This window comes from Flagellimonas hymeniacidonis (genome assembly GCF_008040165.1).
Taxonomy (GTDB): Bacteria; Bacteroidota; Bacteroidia; order Flavobacteriales; family Flavobacteriaceae; genus Flagellimonas; species Flagellimonas hymeniacidonis.
This window is the reverse complement of the sequence record NZ_VRUR01000001.1, coordinates 108,634-122,052: the sequence shown is the minus strand read 5'-3', so window position 1 is coordinate 122,052 and position 13,419 is coordinate 108,634. Positions and strand designations below refer to the sequence as shown.

Genomic DNA, 13,419 nt, shown 5'->3' with positions numbered 1-13,419 from the left:
CCCATTGAGTGGTCGTGGCGTTCCATTGTATGATGTTGTTGTCGGTTGTCCCGTTGGCAAGTTTTGCAAGTGTGACGTTGGCATCTGTAATCTTGGCCGTTGTCACCGCGTTGTCCGCAAGTTCGGCGGTATCGATGGCGTTATCTGCCATTTTAATATTGGTTATGGCATTATCTGCAATATCAGCTGTATCAACCTGCCCGTCCTGAATTTTATCAGATGTTACTGCATCAGGAGCGAGTTCTAGATTTGTTATCCCATCAGGACTAACATCTAACAGAAGAGGACTGCCAGCGTCTCCTAATCCTGAGACCGTTAAAGTGCCATCTGCGGGACCAGTTACTTCATTACCAATCACTCCATCAATTTCAGTGACAACAATGCCCGTTTCGTCAACCAAAACCCATTCTGTTCCATTCCATTGTAATAGTTCTCCGGAGCTCATACCATCCGCCAACTTATCAAAGGATACCGAGTTTTCAGCCAGTAAACGATTTGTGATGGTTTCTTGTTGTATATCTACATCTCCATTTATGGAGGTATCCACTATATTTTCACCTCGTATTTCACCTACTTCAAAATTAAAGTTGCTGCCATTTTCTGTAATGATCATGGTAGGGCTAAAATTTACAATGGCATCCGCGGTAAAGGTTTGCTCATCTGGACGATCACAGAGATTTGTCCAAATAGTGCCCGTAAAGAAATGTATACATTGGGTATCGGTGTTGTATACCATAGCACCTCTTAATGGCGAAGTATTTTCCATTTGTGTGGTGGTCATTCTAGTAATTACCAGTACTCGAGAATTACTTTCCAATTCCAAAACGGAAGCTGGATCCAACGTTTGTGGGTTATCACCGATTTTTATTTGCCCCTGCAACGAGGAAGTCATCATAAGTAGGCAGATGACAAAATATAGAATTTGCGTTTTCACAGTGTTTGTTATTTGAGGATTTCCAAACTTAATGGACAAAACTAAAGCTATCATGTGATTATTCTAATTATTACCGTCCAAATACCCTAGTTCAAAGGTGAACGGACAACACTATCTGGTCATTAATTTTAGAGAATTAACAAAAGTTTAGAATAGGTTTACTTTTTTTTATGCTTTTCAAAGGTTTTCTTTAGCTTGGGCTAAAATGGCTTTTATATGAAAAACACTATTCTGATTTTATTTTTCTCAATTTTTTCTGGTATTTCCCTAGCACAGGATGGAAGACAAGTGCTTAGGGGAAAGGTGTTGTATAGAGGCAGCAATGTTCCAAATGAGAATGTAATTAATTCCACATCTGAATCGGCAACGATTACGAACGATGATGGAGAATTTGTTATTCTAGTAAAAGAACGCGATCAGTTGGTTTTTACAGCTGTCAATTATCAATTGGAGGTGGTGACCATCACTCCCGAAATTTTACAAAATAATAGATTGGTCGTAGAGGTTACGGAAAAAGTGACAGCATTGGACGAGGTTATTGTTTCTCCTGAAAACCAGAAAAAGTTTCTTGAAGTTAAAAATGAAGATTTTAAAGGGTTTGAATATGAAATTGACCGTACAACTGAGGTAGAAAATGTAGCCGAATCAAGAACTGTTCGTGGCATGCGGGATGGTATTAATTTTGTAAATATTTTTAAAGCTCTATTTAAAGCAAAAGAAGGTGATGCAGAGGATAAAACCCCGCTTAAGGTAAGTGAGGTGCTTCGTCAAGTATATGAAGACGAATTTTTCGTTGTTGATTTGAAATTACCACAGGATAAAATAGATGCTTTTTTATTATACTGTGATGACAAGGTGCCTTCCCAGACCCTTTTGAGAAAGGAAAATGAGTTTCAGTTAATCGATTTTTTGGTGACCCATAGTAAAACCTATTTAGCAGAGTTGAATGAGGATTAATGTCCTTTTTGTATTGTTTTTTTCTATTGCTTTTTCAGTTAATGCCCAACAAAGAGGTACTAAAGAACTAAGAGGAAAAGTAAATAGTAAAGACAAAGATGTCATAGGGGTGGTTGTCCAGAATATTACATCGGAACGTGCTGTTATTACAGATATTGATGGGAATTTTTCAATTCGGGTTAGCCTAAATGACACAATTGTATTTTCTGCTGTACAATTTAAACGAAAGATTTTACCTGTAACCGAGGTACTTTTTAATACCAATTTCATCACCATTCCTCTGGATGAATTTGTAAACGAACTCAAAGAAGTGGTGGTAAAACCCTACAATTTATCTGGAGATTTGGATGAGGATTTGGTTGGATTATCCCTTGAAAAAGATGTAAGTGCTGAGGCTTTAGGGCTTCCAAATGCCCATCAAAAAATACCAACACAAAGTCAGCGCAAGTTGCAGCAAGCCACTTTCGGAAAATTCAATGCTGGTATGATTCTTACACCCCCTCTAGATCCTATTATCAATGCCATTACCGGTCGTACCAAGATGCTGAAGAATAGGGTAAAAGTGGATAAAGCATATGCTAGAACCCAGAGGGTTCAAGATTTTTATGTTGATTCCCTATTTGTGACCACCTTAAAGATACCAATTGAGAAAATTGAGGATTTTATGTATTTCTGCGAAGTGGATTCGGCATTTCAAAGTACAGTAGATTCAAAAGACAAATTAAGAATTTGGGATTTTATGGTAGGTAAGAGCAGGGAGTATAGAGAAAACAATAGACTAGACTGATTATAGTTTGGCATATGGTTTGTAATTATTGAGGAGTTGAAGGATAGAAGTTTTAACAGAGAAACTGTAACATTAGAATTTTTTTTAAGTCTACTGAAATATGATGAATTTAAAAGTGCTTAAGTATCCAATATTGGTTCTGCTTGTAGCATTGGCTGCATCTTTTACAACAGCCCACAAGTTTTATGTAAGTGTCACCAATATGGTGTATTCCGAAAAAAATGAATCTTTTCAGATTACCAGTCGAATTTTTATTGATGATTTGGAAGAGGTGCTGGAAGAGCGCTATGGTATTAATGCCGAGTTGGCAACAGCAAAAGAAGCAGATATTTCAGATGCTTACATTGAAAAATATTTTAAAGCAAAATTCGCCATTGAACTGAATGGTGAAATAGCCCAATATTCCTTTTTGGGCAAGGAGTATGACAATGATGTAATCATTTGTTATCTGGAACTAACAGCTGTTAAATTTTCAGATTTAAAATCCATTTCCATTCAAAATGAAATTCTCACAGATTTGTTTGAAGAACAGCAAAACATTGTTCATTTAAAATGGAAAGGACAAAAGAAGAGTTTTGTACTGATCAAAGAGAATAATAAAGGAATGTTAAACTTGTAACCTAATCTTAACAATTAGTTAAAAAAAAGGTATTTTTCACCGTTTAAAAATCAAAAAGAAAATGAACAAAATCAAGTATTTTTTTGCCTCTTTGTTGTTCCTTTTTGGTGCTATTGCAATAGCGCAGGAAGAAGGAGAAGCCAAAGAAGAGCGAGAACCAGGTCATGTTAATCAAAGTAGGTTTAAACAGATGTACGAGGAGTTTTCTACACCAAATACATATCGTTCTGCATCTGGAGCTCCAGGTCCTGATTACTATCAGCAACGGGCAGATTATGACATGAAAATAGAATTGGATGATAAAAATGCCAAACTATATGGCGAAGAAACTGTCACCTATTTTAATAATTCCCCTGATGATTTAGAATTCCTTTGGGTACAGCTAGATCAAAATGTGAGAGCTAAAGATTCCAAATCACCTTTGCGTAATGGTAATGGTGTCAACTTTGCCTACACAGCAGGAAATTTTGCAAATACCTATGTTAATGAACCTTTTGATGGTGGATTCAATATAGAATATGTAAAAGATGCTAGCGGTAAGCCGATGTCTTATACCATCAATCAGACCATGATGCGATTAAATATTGCCCGACCTTTAAAAAGTGGGGAGCAAATTTCTTTTTCCATCAAATGGTGGTACAATATTAATGACCATGTTAACGGCAGAGGACGTTCGGGATATGAATATTTTCCAAAAGATGGTAATCGTGCCTATGTAATCGCCCAGTTTTTCCCAAGAATGGCGGTATATAGTGATGTGGAAGGATGGCAAAACCATCAGTTTTGGGGCAACGGAGAGTTTGCTCTTCCATTTGGAAATTACAATGTAAGCATTACAGTGCCAGCAGATCATGTTTTGGATGCCACTGGTATACTACAAAACAGAAAAGAAGTGTTCTCCAAGGATATGATGAAGCGATATGAAATGGCTAAAAAGTCTTATGACAAGCCAGTGATTATTGTAAATCAAGCTGAGGCCGAAGCTGCCGAAAAGGGTTTTTCTGAGAAGAAAAAAACATGGAAGTTTAAAGCAACCAATGTTCGTGATTATGGCTTTGCCACATCCAGAAAGTTTATCTGGGATATGCAAGCCGTTAAGATTGGAGGCAAAGACGTAATGGCGGTTTCCCTTTATCCAAAAGAAGGAAACCCACTATGGGAAGAACAATCTACAAAGGCTGTTGCGCAGACATTGGAAACCTATTCCAAGCATACCTTTGACTACCCATACCACAAGGCAATCTCTGTACATGCCAAAAATCAGGGGATGGAATACCCCATGATTTGCTGGAACTATGGACGTCCGAATGAAGATGGGACCTATTCCGATAGAACAAAATATGGAATGATCAGTGTAATTATCCATGAAGTAGGGCATAATTTCTTTCCTATGATTGTTAATTCCGACGAACGCCAATGGGGTTGGATGGATGAAGGTTTAGACACTTTTATGCAGTATTTAACTGAGCAGGAATTTGGTAAGAATTACCCAGAGGTGATTTCTCCCAATGAAAAATACCCTTCACGCAGGGGAGAAGCGGCTAAGATCGTACCGTACATGGCAGGAGATCAAAGTCATATTTCGCCTATTATGTCCAACCCAGAAAATGTATACCAGTTGGGACCTAATGCCTATGGAAAACCTGCCACGGCATTGAATATTCTTAGGGAGACCGTTATGGGCGAAGAATTATTCGACCATGCATTTAAAACCTATGCACAACGCTGGAAATTTAAGCACCCAACACCAGAAGATTTCTTCCGTACTATGGAAGATGCATCTGCGGTGGACTTAGATTGGTACTGGAGAGGTTGGTTTTATACCACAGATTATGTAGATATAGGTGTAAAAGGAGTTAAAAAGTTTTATGTCACCAATAAGCCTACCAAAGAAATGGAAAAATATATGGCTGACAGAAACTTGACCGAAGCTGATTTACCTCCATTGGTTTATTTAGCAGAAGAAGATAGCGAGGATTTTTCGCCTGATTTAAAGGGGAAATCACCAACAGAAACTTCGCAAAACTTGAAGGAATTTATGATGGATAATATGACGGAGGCCGAAAGAGCGCAGGTCAAAGAACCTAAATATTTCTACGAGGTAACATTTGATAAACCAGGTGGAATTCCAATGCCGTTGATCGTTCAGTATACCTATGCAGATGGTACTACAGAGAATGTTACCTATCCTCCAGAAATCTGGAGAAAGAATGACGCCGAGGTGAAACGTGTGGTTTCATCCCAAAAGGAATTGGTGGGCATTGTTGTAGATCCAAAATTGGAAACTGCGGACATTGATACTACAAATAATTCATGGCCGGTCAAGGAAGAGAAATCGGACTTTGATAAGTTTAAAGAAAATATAAAAGGCTAATCAAGGCTTAAAGAAGCGTTAAAAGCCCTGTGATTTCACAGGGCTTTTTTTATTTGGCAAAGAACTTCTCATTATATTTGCTTCATGCATTTTCTATTTATAAGCGGCGCAGAAATCTTTTTTATCCTCTTTATAGTGGTAATGGTTTTTGGTGCGGATAAGATTCCTGGTATTGCTAAAGGACTGGGCAAGGGAATGCGCCAGTTAAGGGACGCTACGGACGATATAAAACGTGAAATTCAGAAGAGCGCTGAAAAGCAGGGTATTGATACGGATTTTACAAAAGACATTAGAAATGAGCTCAACGAGGTCAAGAAAAATGTTGATGAAGTTACCGGAGCTGTTAAAAGAAGCACCAAATAATCCATGTTCGAGAAACTCCTTGAATGGGATAGAGATACGTTTATCTATCTGAATGGTTTAGGTATTGAAGAATACGATTCTTTTTGGTCGATTATAACCAGTATTAGCACTTGGATTCCTTTATTTTTATTCTTCCTGGTACTTCTCCTATTAAAATTCCCAAGACGAGAAGCTTTGTATAAATTGATGACCATTTTTGGACTGGTCTTTTTTATCCTAGTGATCACACATTTGACTAAAATAGGAGTAGAGCGCCTTCGTCCCAACAATACGGAAGAAATCAATTCACTTATAAGAATATTAAAGCGCCCAACGGACTACAGTTTTTTCTCAGGACATGCCGCAAGTTCTTTTTCAATAATGGTTTTGGTTTTTCTTTTCCTAAGAAAAATAGTAAAGTGGATAGGTGTATTCTTCATCTGGCCCTTACTATTCACTATGAGTAGAATTTATGTTGGAGTTCATTACCCTATAGATGTTATCGTGGGAGCTTTAGTAGGTGTTTTATCCGGAATACTATTTTACAACTTGTACAATTCTTTTATCGCACCCTACTCAAAGTCAAGCCATCCCTAATCGGAAGAATCACGGTTTCTACTCTAGGGTCCTCTTTTAGTTTTTGATTATAGTCGATTAAAACAGCCGTAGCCTTATCAGAATGGGCAACAGGCTCCACTACTTTTCCAGACCACAACACATTATCTGACAAAATGATACTACCGGGACGGGTTTTCTTAATTGCAGCTTCAAAATAAGCATCATAATTCACCTTTTGTGCATCAATAAAGATGAGATCAAAACACAAGTCTAACGTATCAATAATAGCTAAAGCATCTCCCGTATGTTGAATAATTTTGTCTCCATAACCACTTTTATCAAAATACCTACGTTGCATAGTATGCAATTCTTCGTTGATTTCAATAGTGTGCAAAACCCCATCCTTTTGTAAGCCTTCTGCCAAACAAATAGCAGAGTAACCCGTATATGTTCCAATTTCTAGGATGCACTTAGGTGCCGTAATTTTTGAAAGCAAACTCAATACCCTACCTTGAAAATGTCCAGTAATCATTCTTGGCTGGATTACCTTTAAGTGTGTTTCCCTAGTTAATTCCTTCAGGATTTCAGGTTCTGCCTCAGAATGGTCCGTGATGTAATTTTCCAATAATTGTGATAGGAAATGCATGTGTAAATTTTCGTAAAAATATAGAAAAGAACTACATTAGAATTTCGGTTTTTCATTTAATAATCAATTATGACTGCATCTGATTTTACAATAAGAAATGCCACCTTGGAGGACTTACCCATTCTTTTGAATTTTGAACAAGAATTAATATTGGCAGAGCGACCTTTTGATGTTACTCTAAAAGAAGACCCTATCAGTTACTATGATATAAAACAGATGATTCTAGATGAACATGCTAGCGTGGTTGTCGCTGAAATGGAAGGACAGGTAATTGCCTCGGGCTATGCCATACCAAAAAAGGCCAGACATTATTTAAATCATGAATACTATGCCTATTTGGGTTTTATGTATACCCATCCAGATTTTCGGGGCAGAGGGGTTAACGCCAAAATTGTTGAAGTACTAAAAAAATGGTCTACTGAACAGGGATTCAAAGAGATGCGACTTACCGTATACAGCGATAATATCCCAGCATTGAAAGCCTATGAAAAGGTAGGCTTTAAAAAACACATTGTGGAAATGCGTTTGGAGTAAACAGTGAATTAATATAGGCTTACAAATTGTATTTTTGAAACAAATCAGAACTATGACCTTCCAAAATTCCCTTGAATTTGCGCAACAGTTGGATGCAGAGGATAAACTTTCCAAATACAGGGATGAATTTCACTATCCACAAGTAAATGGAAAAGATGTCATCTACTTTACAGGAAATTCTTTGGGATTGCAGCCAAAACGAACCCAAAAGTTTGTAGATGATGTAATGAAGGATTGGCGAGAGCTAGCGGTGGAAGGACATTTTTATGCCAAAAAACCTTGGTGGGATTATCACGAACGATTGGCAGAAGGTTTGGGCAAAGTAGTTGGTGCCAGCGCAAACGAAATATCGGTAATGAATACACTTACCGTAAACCTTCATTTATTGATGGTTTCTTTTTACCGACCTGATGAAAAACGTTTTAAAATCCTTTGTGAGGAAAAAGCATTTCCCTCAGATCAATATATGTTGCAAAGTCAGGTGAGGTTTCATGGACTTGAACCAAACGAAGCGCTAGTTGAGGTTAAAAAGAGAGATGGAGAACACCATTGGAGAACAGAAGATATTGTTGAAAAAATTAAGGAAGTAGGGGATGAGTTGGCTTTAGTGCTGATAGGGGGTGTCAATTATTATAATGGACAGGTGTTGGACATGAAAACCATTACGCAAGCAGGAAAATCCGTTGGTGCTTTTGTAGGATGGGATTTGGCACACGCTGTTGGCAATGTGGAGCTGAAACTGTACGATTGGGATGCTGATTTTGCAGCTTGGTGCAGTTATAAATACATGAATAGTGGTCCCGGAAATGCCTCGGGTATTTTTGTGAATGAAAAACACCTGGCTAAAAAAGATATTCCACGTTTTGAAGGTTGGTGGGGTACCAAAAAAGAAACCCGTTTTCTAATGCAACCAGAATTTGATCCTATTGAAACCGCAGATGCATGGCAATTGAGCAATCCGCCTATACTATCCATTGCCCCATATTTAGCTTCGTTGGAACTTTTTAATGAGGTAGGGATGGATGCACTTGTTGAAAAACAGCAGAAAATAGTCGCTTACCTTGAATTTGTTTTGGCAGAAATTGATAAGGAAGTGGAAAGTTCTTTTGAGATTATCACTCCAAAAGAACGCGGCTGTCAGCTTTCTGTTTTTTTACATGGACAAGGCAAAGAACTATTCAACTATTTAATGAAACATGGTGTAATTACCGATTGGAGAGAGCCCAATGTAATTCGGTTGGCCCCGGCACCATTTTATTGTTCTTTCTCCGACATGTACAATTTTGGTCAGATTCTAAAAAAGGGTATTCTTTCAAACCCTACGCCGTAGCCGTATAGCAATTTCATTTTTTTTCTCGCATATCGGATTGATCATGCAATAATGATCAATTTAACACCCATTCATCGAAAAGATGAAGCAACCTAGTACCATGTTGGTTTTTCTTACGTACATATTTAAGTTTTAACCCCAAAATTAAAATGAACATGAAACGTAAAAATGAAAAAATGAACCCCAAAATCGGTATTAAGAAACTGCTGATTTTAACAATGGCTATGGTTGTATGCTTCGCTTCTTGCGAAAAGAAGGAAGTGGATGACCCAACTGCAACAACTCCTAATGAAGAGGTGTCCACAGAAGATCAGGATACCACATTTATTACCAAATACTTTTTGGGAGACCAAGTAAAGGTAAGACTTGAAGAAGATGGCACCTACAGTTTGGCAGGCAGCGATACTAGATTGTTCGAAGAACAATTATCCGATTCCCCTGATTCGTTTGATGAAAATCCTGTGCCCGATGCAGGTCAAACAAATCTTGGATTAGGTGGAGGTGTTCGTAAATGGACCAATGGAGTTGTCTACTATGTAATTAGCGGACTTAGTGCATCGGTGCGTTCCGAACTTCAGAAATCTTTTGATGAATGGACGAGCAAAACCAATGTAACATTTAAAGAGCGGACAAATCAGTCCAATTATGTTACCATTTCTTCTTCAGGATCCAATAGCAATTCTGGAGTGGCTACACTTGGTATGAATGGCTCCAGAGGCTTTATTCGTTTAGGTACCCGGGCCACAGCTGTGGTCATCATCCATGAGATAGGGCATACCTTAGGGTACATTCACGAACAGAATCGTTCTGATAGGGACAATTTTATCAGAATCAATTTTGAGAATATCCAGAATGGAGCACAAGATCAGTTTTTTAAGAGTAATTCAGCAACCTTGTTAACGGGTCAGTTTGATATTAACTCCACCATGATGTATGGCAGTTTTACTTTTAGTAAAAATGGGAGACCCACTATCACAGATTTAAACGGGAATCTGTTACCTCAAAGGCAAGCTAGAATATCTACTTTGGATGTCGAGGGAACTAATTCGTTATACTCATCTTCAGACGGTAACCCAGATACTGGCGGTGAAACCGATCCGTGCGATGGAGTAGATGAGTGGTCTCGATTTAGGAGATATGCTGTTGGCGAACGGGTAACCTATCGTGGTAGTTTGTACGAAAGGGATTTTACCCGATGGAATTTTATCACAAGATGTAATTAATATTAAACAGGGGTTAACCATAAGGCCGTTCTTCGGAGCGGTCTTATTTAAAAGCCCAATTAATTGCCTGGACAAAGTTTTAGCCCTTCAACTGGTCACTATATTTTGATTTTAAATAGGAGGAAGGTGTTGTGTCTTGATACTTTTTGAATTGCCTGGTAAAGTAGGAAGGGTCATTAAATCCAGATTTATACATAACTTCAGCAATAACCGTATTGTTTTCATTAAAAAATTCTACCGCTTTGGCTATCCTAAATTCATTCACAAAGCTGATAAATGTCTGATGGGTCATTTTTTTAAAGAACCTGCAAAAAGAATTCGGAGTAAAACCTAAGCGTGTGGCAATTTCTTGTATTGAAATATTTTTATGAAAATTGTTGTTTACGTATTCAAAGGTTTCTTCCAATCTGCGAATCTCATTCTTTTTGTAATTACTGATAGAAATGGTATCAAAGAGACGCTCGTAAACACCATGTTTGGAAAGTTGGTCAAGAATTGAAAGTAGGTTAACCAATTTCCCTTGATTGTCCATTTTGTCAAATCTTTTGAAAAGTGGCCAAAGGGATTCCTTGGTATGTTCGTCAAAAATTAAGACTTGTCTCGATTTTTCAATCAATTCTTTAATTTTTATCAACTCAGGGAAGACCTTTAATTTGTCCTCTAAAAATTCCTTTTTGAATTGAATGACAACCTCCAGATTATCTTCATTATCCTTGTTTCCAAAATCTGCATGAGGAATATCACCACCTAAAAACACCAAAACACCATTTCCGTAATGCCTTTTTTCGGAACCAATATTTAGGAGTCCTGAACCATTTTTTATACAAACCAGTTCATATTCAGGATGAATATGCCATCCCGCAGATTCGCAATTGGTTGTAGAGTTATAAGTCTCCACCTTCAAGGAAGAGTTGGTGTTGACATTGATGGCTTCTAGCATCGGTTTCATAAGGTAAAATTACCAAAAAAGTGTCCTATAGTTACTAAAAAAGAATAAATCATCATATTGTTTGAATACTTTATCCTAAGTTTTACTTCAAAATCGTGTTTATTTTGTAATGGTATTTAGTGTTGTGCTCAATTATAAAACAAAGTGTAGGTATGGCTAAAGGAAATGGAGATTATTGAGGGACTAAATCGGAATAGAAGACTTGGGGAAGATTTATCTCATATTGCATAGGACCATTAAAACTAAGAACAATAACATTTAAAATACAACAACTACTCGTACAGGTATAGATATGAAATCACTTCAACTAATTTTTTCCAACAGAAGATATTTTGCCCCTGCATGGGTATTTGCCAGTCTCAACATTTGGTTTGGTACCTGGGCCATCTATATTCCAACAGTAAAGGAAAAGTTGGAAATTAATAAGGCTGATCTGGGGATTGCCCTCTTTTGTCTTTCCCTTGGCGTTTTTACCATATTCCCAATTGCATCCAAGATCATAAATAAATTGGGTGTAGGTAGAGCTACTTGGTATAGCGTTCTCTTAACCAGTATCATGGCACTTTTTCCACTTTTGGTGCCTAACTATTACACATTGATGGTGAGCCTGTTTGTTTTTGGGGCATGTACTGGACTAACAGATATTTCTATGAATACGTTAGTGACAGAAATTGAAAAAGAGGACAAAGAAAATTTTATGTCAGCGGTCCATGGTTTTTTTAGTTTAGGAGGTGTAATAGCAGGCCTTGGAAGTTTTTTAATACCTATGATAGGAAATCCGGCTTTGCATATGGGAATAATGGTAGTTCTGGTGCTTATTGTAAACCTTCTTCTCTACAGAAACTACATCCATATTGTAGCGGCACCAATAGATAAAGAGCCATTTAGTTTAAAACTGTTTAAACCACTTTTGTTGTTGGGAATCATTGGTTTTGTTGCCATGGGGAGTGAAGGCGCTATTGTAGACTGGAGTGGGCTATATCTAAAAGAAATAACACTAGCACCAGAGGCGTTTATTGGAGCTGGGTTTCTTGCATTTTCTGTAGCAATGACTTTGGGTCGATTTTTAGGTGATGGAATCAGCGCTAAAATAGGATCTATAAAAATTGTGGCATTAGGCTCTGTGATAGCACTTTTAGGATATTTGCTTGTACTTTCAGGAAATACGCTGTTGGCCATTACAGGTTTTGCCCTAAACGGTCTTGGTTTCTCTGTGATTGTACCCGAACTTTTTCGCATTGGAGGAAATGTCAAGGGAGTAGACTCAGCTCAAGGAATTTCTTTTATAGCGGGTACCGGGTATGCAGGGTTTTTATTGGGACCAGTGATTTTGGGATTTATAGCGGAAAGCGCCTCCTTAACCCATAGCTTTTATGCATTGTTGGGCTGTATTCTACTTGTTTTGGCAACAACACTCTTGTTGAAAAAAAATAAATAGGGTAGCAATTATTTAGTTTTTGATTACTGATAAGTCAGTAAAATTAAGACTAAAACCTTCCTCTGCTTTTCGGTGATCCTGAGCCAGTTTCAAGCCTTCTATTTCAATATAGTCTTCCCAAGTAGTGGTCATGGAAGGCTCTGTTTGGTTAGACTTCCTGAAAACCCACTCGCGAAGAATAAAATCATCTTTAAAGTAAAAATCATAAGCATCCCCAGGAGTATATCCTCCTTCATTGCTGTAAACAATAGTCAGCTTTTGCATGGACTCTCCGCTAATAGGAGATTTTTCCTCTTCAGTATGCTCATAGGTGAAATTTTTAGCATCCCATATAAGATTAAAAGGAGCTAATACCCAATACCTATCATTAATAAAACCACCGTTTATTTTGGTAGCTATGCTATCCATCGATTTTCTGTTGTACAGCAAAGTATCGCCTCCAGAAATGGCGGTTACATCATTGGATTTTGGTTTCCATACCCATGTACGTTCAAAATGTGAGCTATCTCGGTCTACATTGAAGGTAAACGTAAATTCCTGAACGGATTTCCAATTTTCATATCCATGGGCCAACGCGATCTTTTCTAGCACAGATTTTTCTGGTTCTACTTCTTGCTTTGCTGTTTTAGGTTCGTCTTTGCAGGCTAAAAACATAATGGAGGCAACGATGGTGAAAAGTGCTGTGGGCTTCATGGTTTATTTTTCAAACAAATATAACGTCAATTTAA

Annotated in this window: 13 protein-coding genes and 1 pseudogene; 10 read left to right on the top strand and 4 right to left on the bottom strand. The window is 37.7% G+C overall.

Translation table 11 applies throughout. The features are described from left to right. Positions 1-988: pseudogene (locus FVB32_RS00570) on the bottom strand (hypothetical protein); the annotation flags it as partial. 162 nt (positions 989-1,150) lie between these two features. On the opposite strand from FVB32_RS00570, the gene FVB32_RS00565 reads away from it, so the two are divergent. The 6 genes from FVB32_RS00565 to FVB32_RS00540 all read left to right on the top strand — a co-directional run bounded on the left by FVB32_RS00565 (position 1,151) and on the right by FVB32_RS00540 (position 6,610). Continuing rightward, positions 1,151-1,891 (top strand): peptidase associated/transthyretin-like domain-containing protein, encoded by a 741-nt coding sequence (locus FVB32_RS00565; RefSeq protein WP_147740646.1) that lies wholly within the window; start codon positions 1,151-1,153, stop codon positions 1,889-1,891. Continuing rightward, positions 1,881-2,678 (top strand): hypothetical protein, encoded by a 798-nt coding sequence (locus FVB32_RS00560; protein ID WP_147740645.1) that lies wholly within the window; start codon positions 1,881-1,883, stop codon positions 2,676-2,678. The genes FVB32_RS00565 and FVB32_RS00560 overlap by 11 nt, the downstream gene beginning before the upstream one ends. Positions 2,679-2,778: 100 nt before the next feature. Continuing rightward, positions 2,779-3,297 (top strand): DUF6702 family protein, encoded by a 519-nt coding sequence (locus FVB32_RS00555; protein ID WP_147740644.1) that lies wholly within the window; start codon positions 2,779-2,781, stop codon positions 3,295-3,297. Positions 3,298-3,358: 61 nt separating this feature from the next. Next, the gene (locus FVB32_RS00550; RefSeq protein WP_147740643.1) at positions 3,359-5,671 is read left to right on the top strand and encodes a M1 family metallopeptidase; all 2,313 of its coding nucleotides are present in this window, start codon (positions 3,359-3,361) and stop codon (positions 5,669-5,671) included. 84 nt (positions 5,672-5,755) lie between these two features. Next, positions 5,756-6,034, top strand: coding sequence for a Sec-independent protein translocase subunit TatA/TatB (locus FVB32_RS00545; protein WP_147740642.1), 279 nt, complete (start codon positions 5,756-5,758; stop codon positions 6,032-6,034). A 3-nt stretch (positions 6,035-6,037) separates the two neighbouring features. Then, positions 6,038-6,610, top strand: coding sequence for a phosphatase PAP2 family protein (locus tag FVB32_RS00540; protein ID WP_147740641.1), 573 nt, complete (start codon positions 6,038-6,040; stop codon positions 6,608-6,610). Here the strand turns inward: FVB32_RS00540 and FVB32_RS00535 are convergent. Further along, positions 6,576-7,217, bottom strand: a complete 642-nt coding sequence (locus FVB32_RS00535) for an O-methyltransferase (protein WP_147740640.1) — start codon at positions 7,215-7,217, stop codon at positions 6,576-6,578. The two genes, FVB32_RS00540 and FVB32_RS00535, sit on opposite strands and share 35 nt — an antisense overlap. 69 nt (positions 7,218-7,286) lie before the next feature. Here FVB32_RS00535 and FVB32_RS00530 point away from each other — a divergent pair, with 69 nt between their 5' ends. From FVB32_RS00530 to FVB32_RS00520, 3 genes are all read left to right on the top strand, one after another. After that, entirely contained in the window at positions 7,287-7,751 is a 465-nt protein-coding gene (locus tag FVB32_RS00530) for a GNAT family N-acetyltransferase (RefSeq protein ID WP_147740639.1), read from the top strand. A 52-nt stretch (positions 7,752-7,803) separates the two neighbouring features. Continuing rightward, positions 7,804-9,081 carry a kynureninase gene (gene kynU / locus FVB32_RS00525; protein ID WP_147740638.1) on the top strand — a complete coding sequence of 426 codons (1,278 nt, stop codon included), beginning with the start codon at positions 7,804-7,806 and terminating at the stop codon, positions 9,079-9,081. A gap of 155 nt (positions 9,082-9,236) precedes the next feature. After that, positions 9,237-10,304, top strand: a complete 1,068-nt coding sequence (locus FVB32_RS00520) for a M12 family metallopeptidase (RefSeq protein ID WP_222707938.1) — start codon at positions 9,237-9,239, stop codon at positions 10,302-10,304. Between the two features lie 79 nt (positions 10,305-10,383). On the opposite strand, the gene FVB32_RS00515 is transcribed toward FVB32_RS00520, so the two are convergent. Continuing rightward, positions 10,384-11,253 carry an AraC family transcriptional regulator gene (locus FVB32_RS00515; RefSeq protein WP_147740636.1) on the bottom strand — a complete coding sequence of 290 codons (870 nt, stop codon included), beginning with the start codon at positions 11,251-11,253 and terminating at the stop codon, positions 10,384-10,386. Between the two features lie 292 nt (positions 11,254-11,545). On the opposite strand from FVB32_RS00515, the gene FVB32_RS00510 reads away from it, so the two are divergent. Continuing rightward, a complete protein-coding gene (locus FVB32_RS00510; RefSeq protein WP_147740635.1) occupies positions 11,546-12,691 on the top strand; it encodes an MFS transporter in 1,146 nt (381 codons plus the stop codon). A 12-nt stretch (positions 12,692-12,703) separates the two neighbouring features. Here FVB32_RS00510 and FVB32_RS00505 read toward each other — a convergent pair whose 3' ends face one another. Continuing rightward, positions 12,704-13,384 (bottom strand): hypothetical protein, encoded by a 681-nt coding sequence (locus FVB32_RS00505; protein ID WP_147740634.1) that lies wholly within the window; start codon positions 13,382-13,384, stop codon positions 12,704-12,706. Positions 13,385-13,419 lie beyond the last annotated feature (35 nt).

What these genes read in the sequence shown, in the direction of transcription:
- FVB32_RS00565 (WP_147740646.1), top strand. Translation starts at nt 1,151, where the DNA reads ATGAAAAACACTATTCTGATTTTATTTTTCTCAATTTTTTCTGGTATT.
- FVB32_RS00560 (WP_147740645.1), top strand. Translation starts at nt 1,881, where the DNA reads ATGAGGATTAATGTCCTTTTTGTATTGTTTTTTTCTATTGCTTTTTCA.
- FVB32_RS00555 (WP_147740644.1), top strand. Translation starts at nt 2,779, where the DNA reads ATGATGAATTTAAAAGTGCTTAAGTATCCAATATTGGTTCTGCTTGTA.
- FVB32_RS00550 (WP_147740643.1), top strand. Translation starts at nt 3,359, where the DNA reads ATGAACAAAATCAAGTATTTTTTTGCCTCTTTGTTGTTCCTTTTTGGT.
- FVB32_RS00545 (WP_147740642.1), top strand. Translation starts at nt 5,756, where the DNA reads ATGCATTTTCTATTTATAAGCGGCGCAGAAATCTTTTTTATCCTCTTT.
- FVB32_RS00540 (WP_147740641.1), top strand. Translation starts at nt 6,038, where the DNA reads ATGTTCGAGAAACTCCTTGAATGGGATAGAGATACGTTTATCTATCTG.
- FVB32_RS00535 (WP_147740640.1), bottom strand. Translation starts at nt 7,217, where the DNA reads ATGCATTTCCTATCACAATTATTGGAAAATTACATCACGGACCATTCT.
- FVB32_RS00530 (WP_147740639.1), top strand. Translation starts at nt 7,287, where the DNA reads ATGACTGCATCTGATTTTACAATAAGAAATGCCACCTTGGAGGACTTA.
- kynU (WP_147740638.1), top strand. Translation starts at nt 7,804, where the DNA reads ATGACCTTCCAAAATTCCCTTGAATTTGCGCAACAGTTGGATGCAGAG.
- FVB32_RS00520 (WP_222707938.1), top strand. Translation starts at nt 9,237, where the DNA reads ATGAAACGTAAAAATGAAAAAATGAACCCCAAAATCGGTATTAAGAAA.
- FVB32_RS00515 (WP_147740636.1), bottom strand. Translation starts at nt 11,253, where the DNA reads ATGAAACCGATGCTAGAAGCCATCAATGTCAACACCAACTCTTCCTTG.
- FVB32_RS00510 (WP_147740635.1), top strand. Translation starts at nt 11,546, where the DNA reads ATGAAATCACTTCAACTAATTTTTTCCAACAGAAGATATTTTGCCCCT.
- FVB32_RS00505 (WP_147740634.1), bottom strand. Translation starts at nt 13,384, where the DNA reads ATGAAGCCCACAGCACTTTTCACCATCGTTGCCTCCATTATGTTTTTA.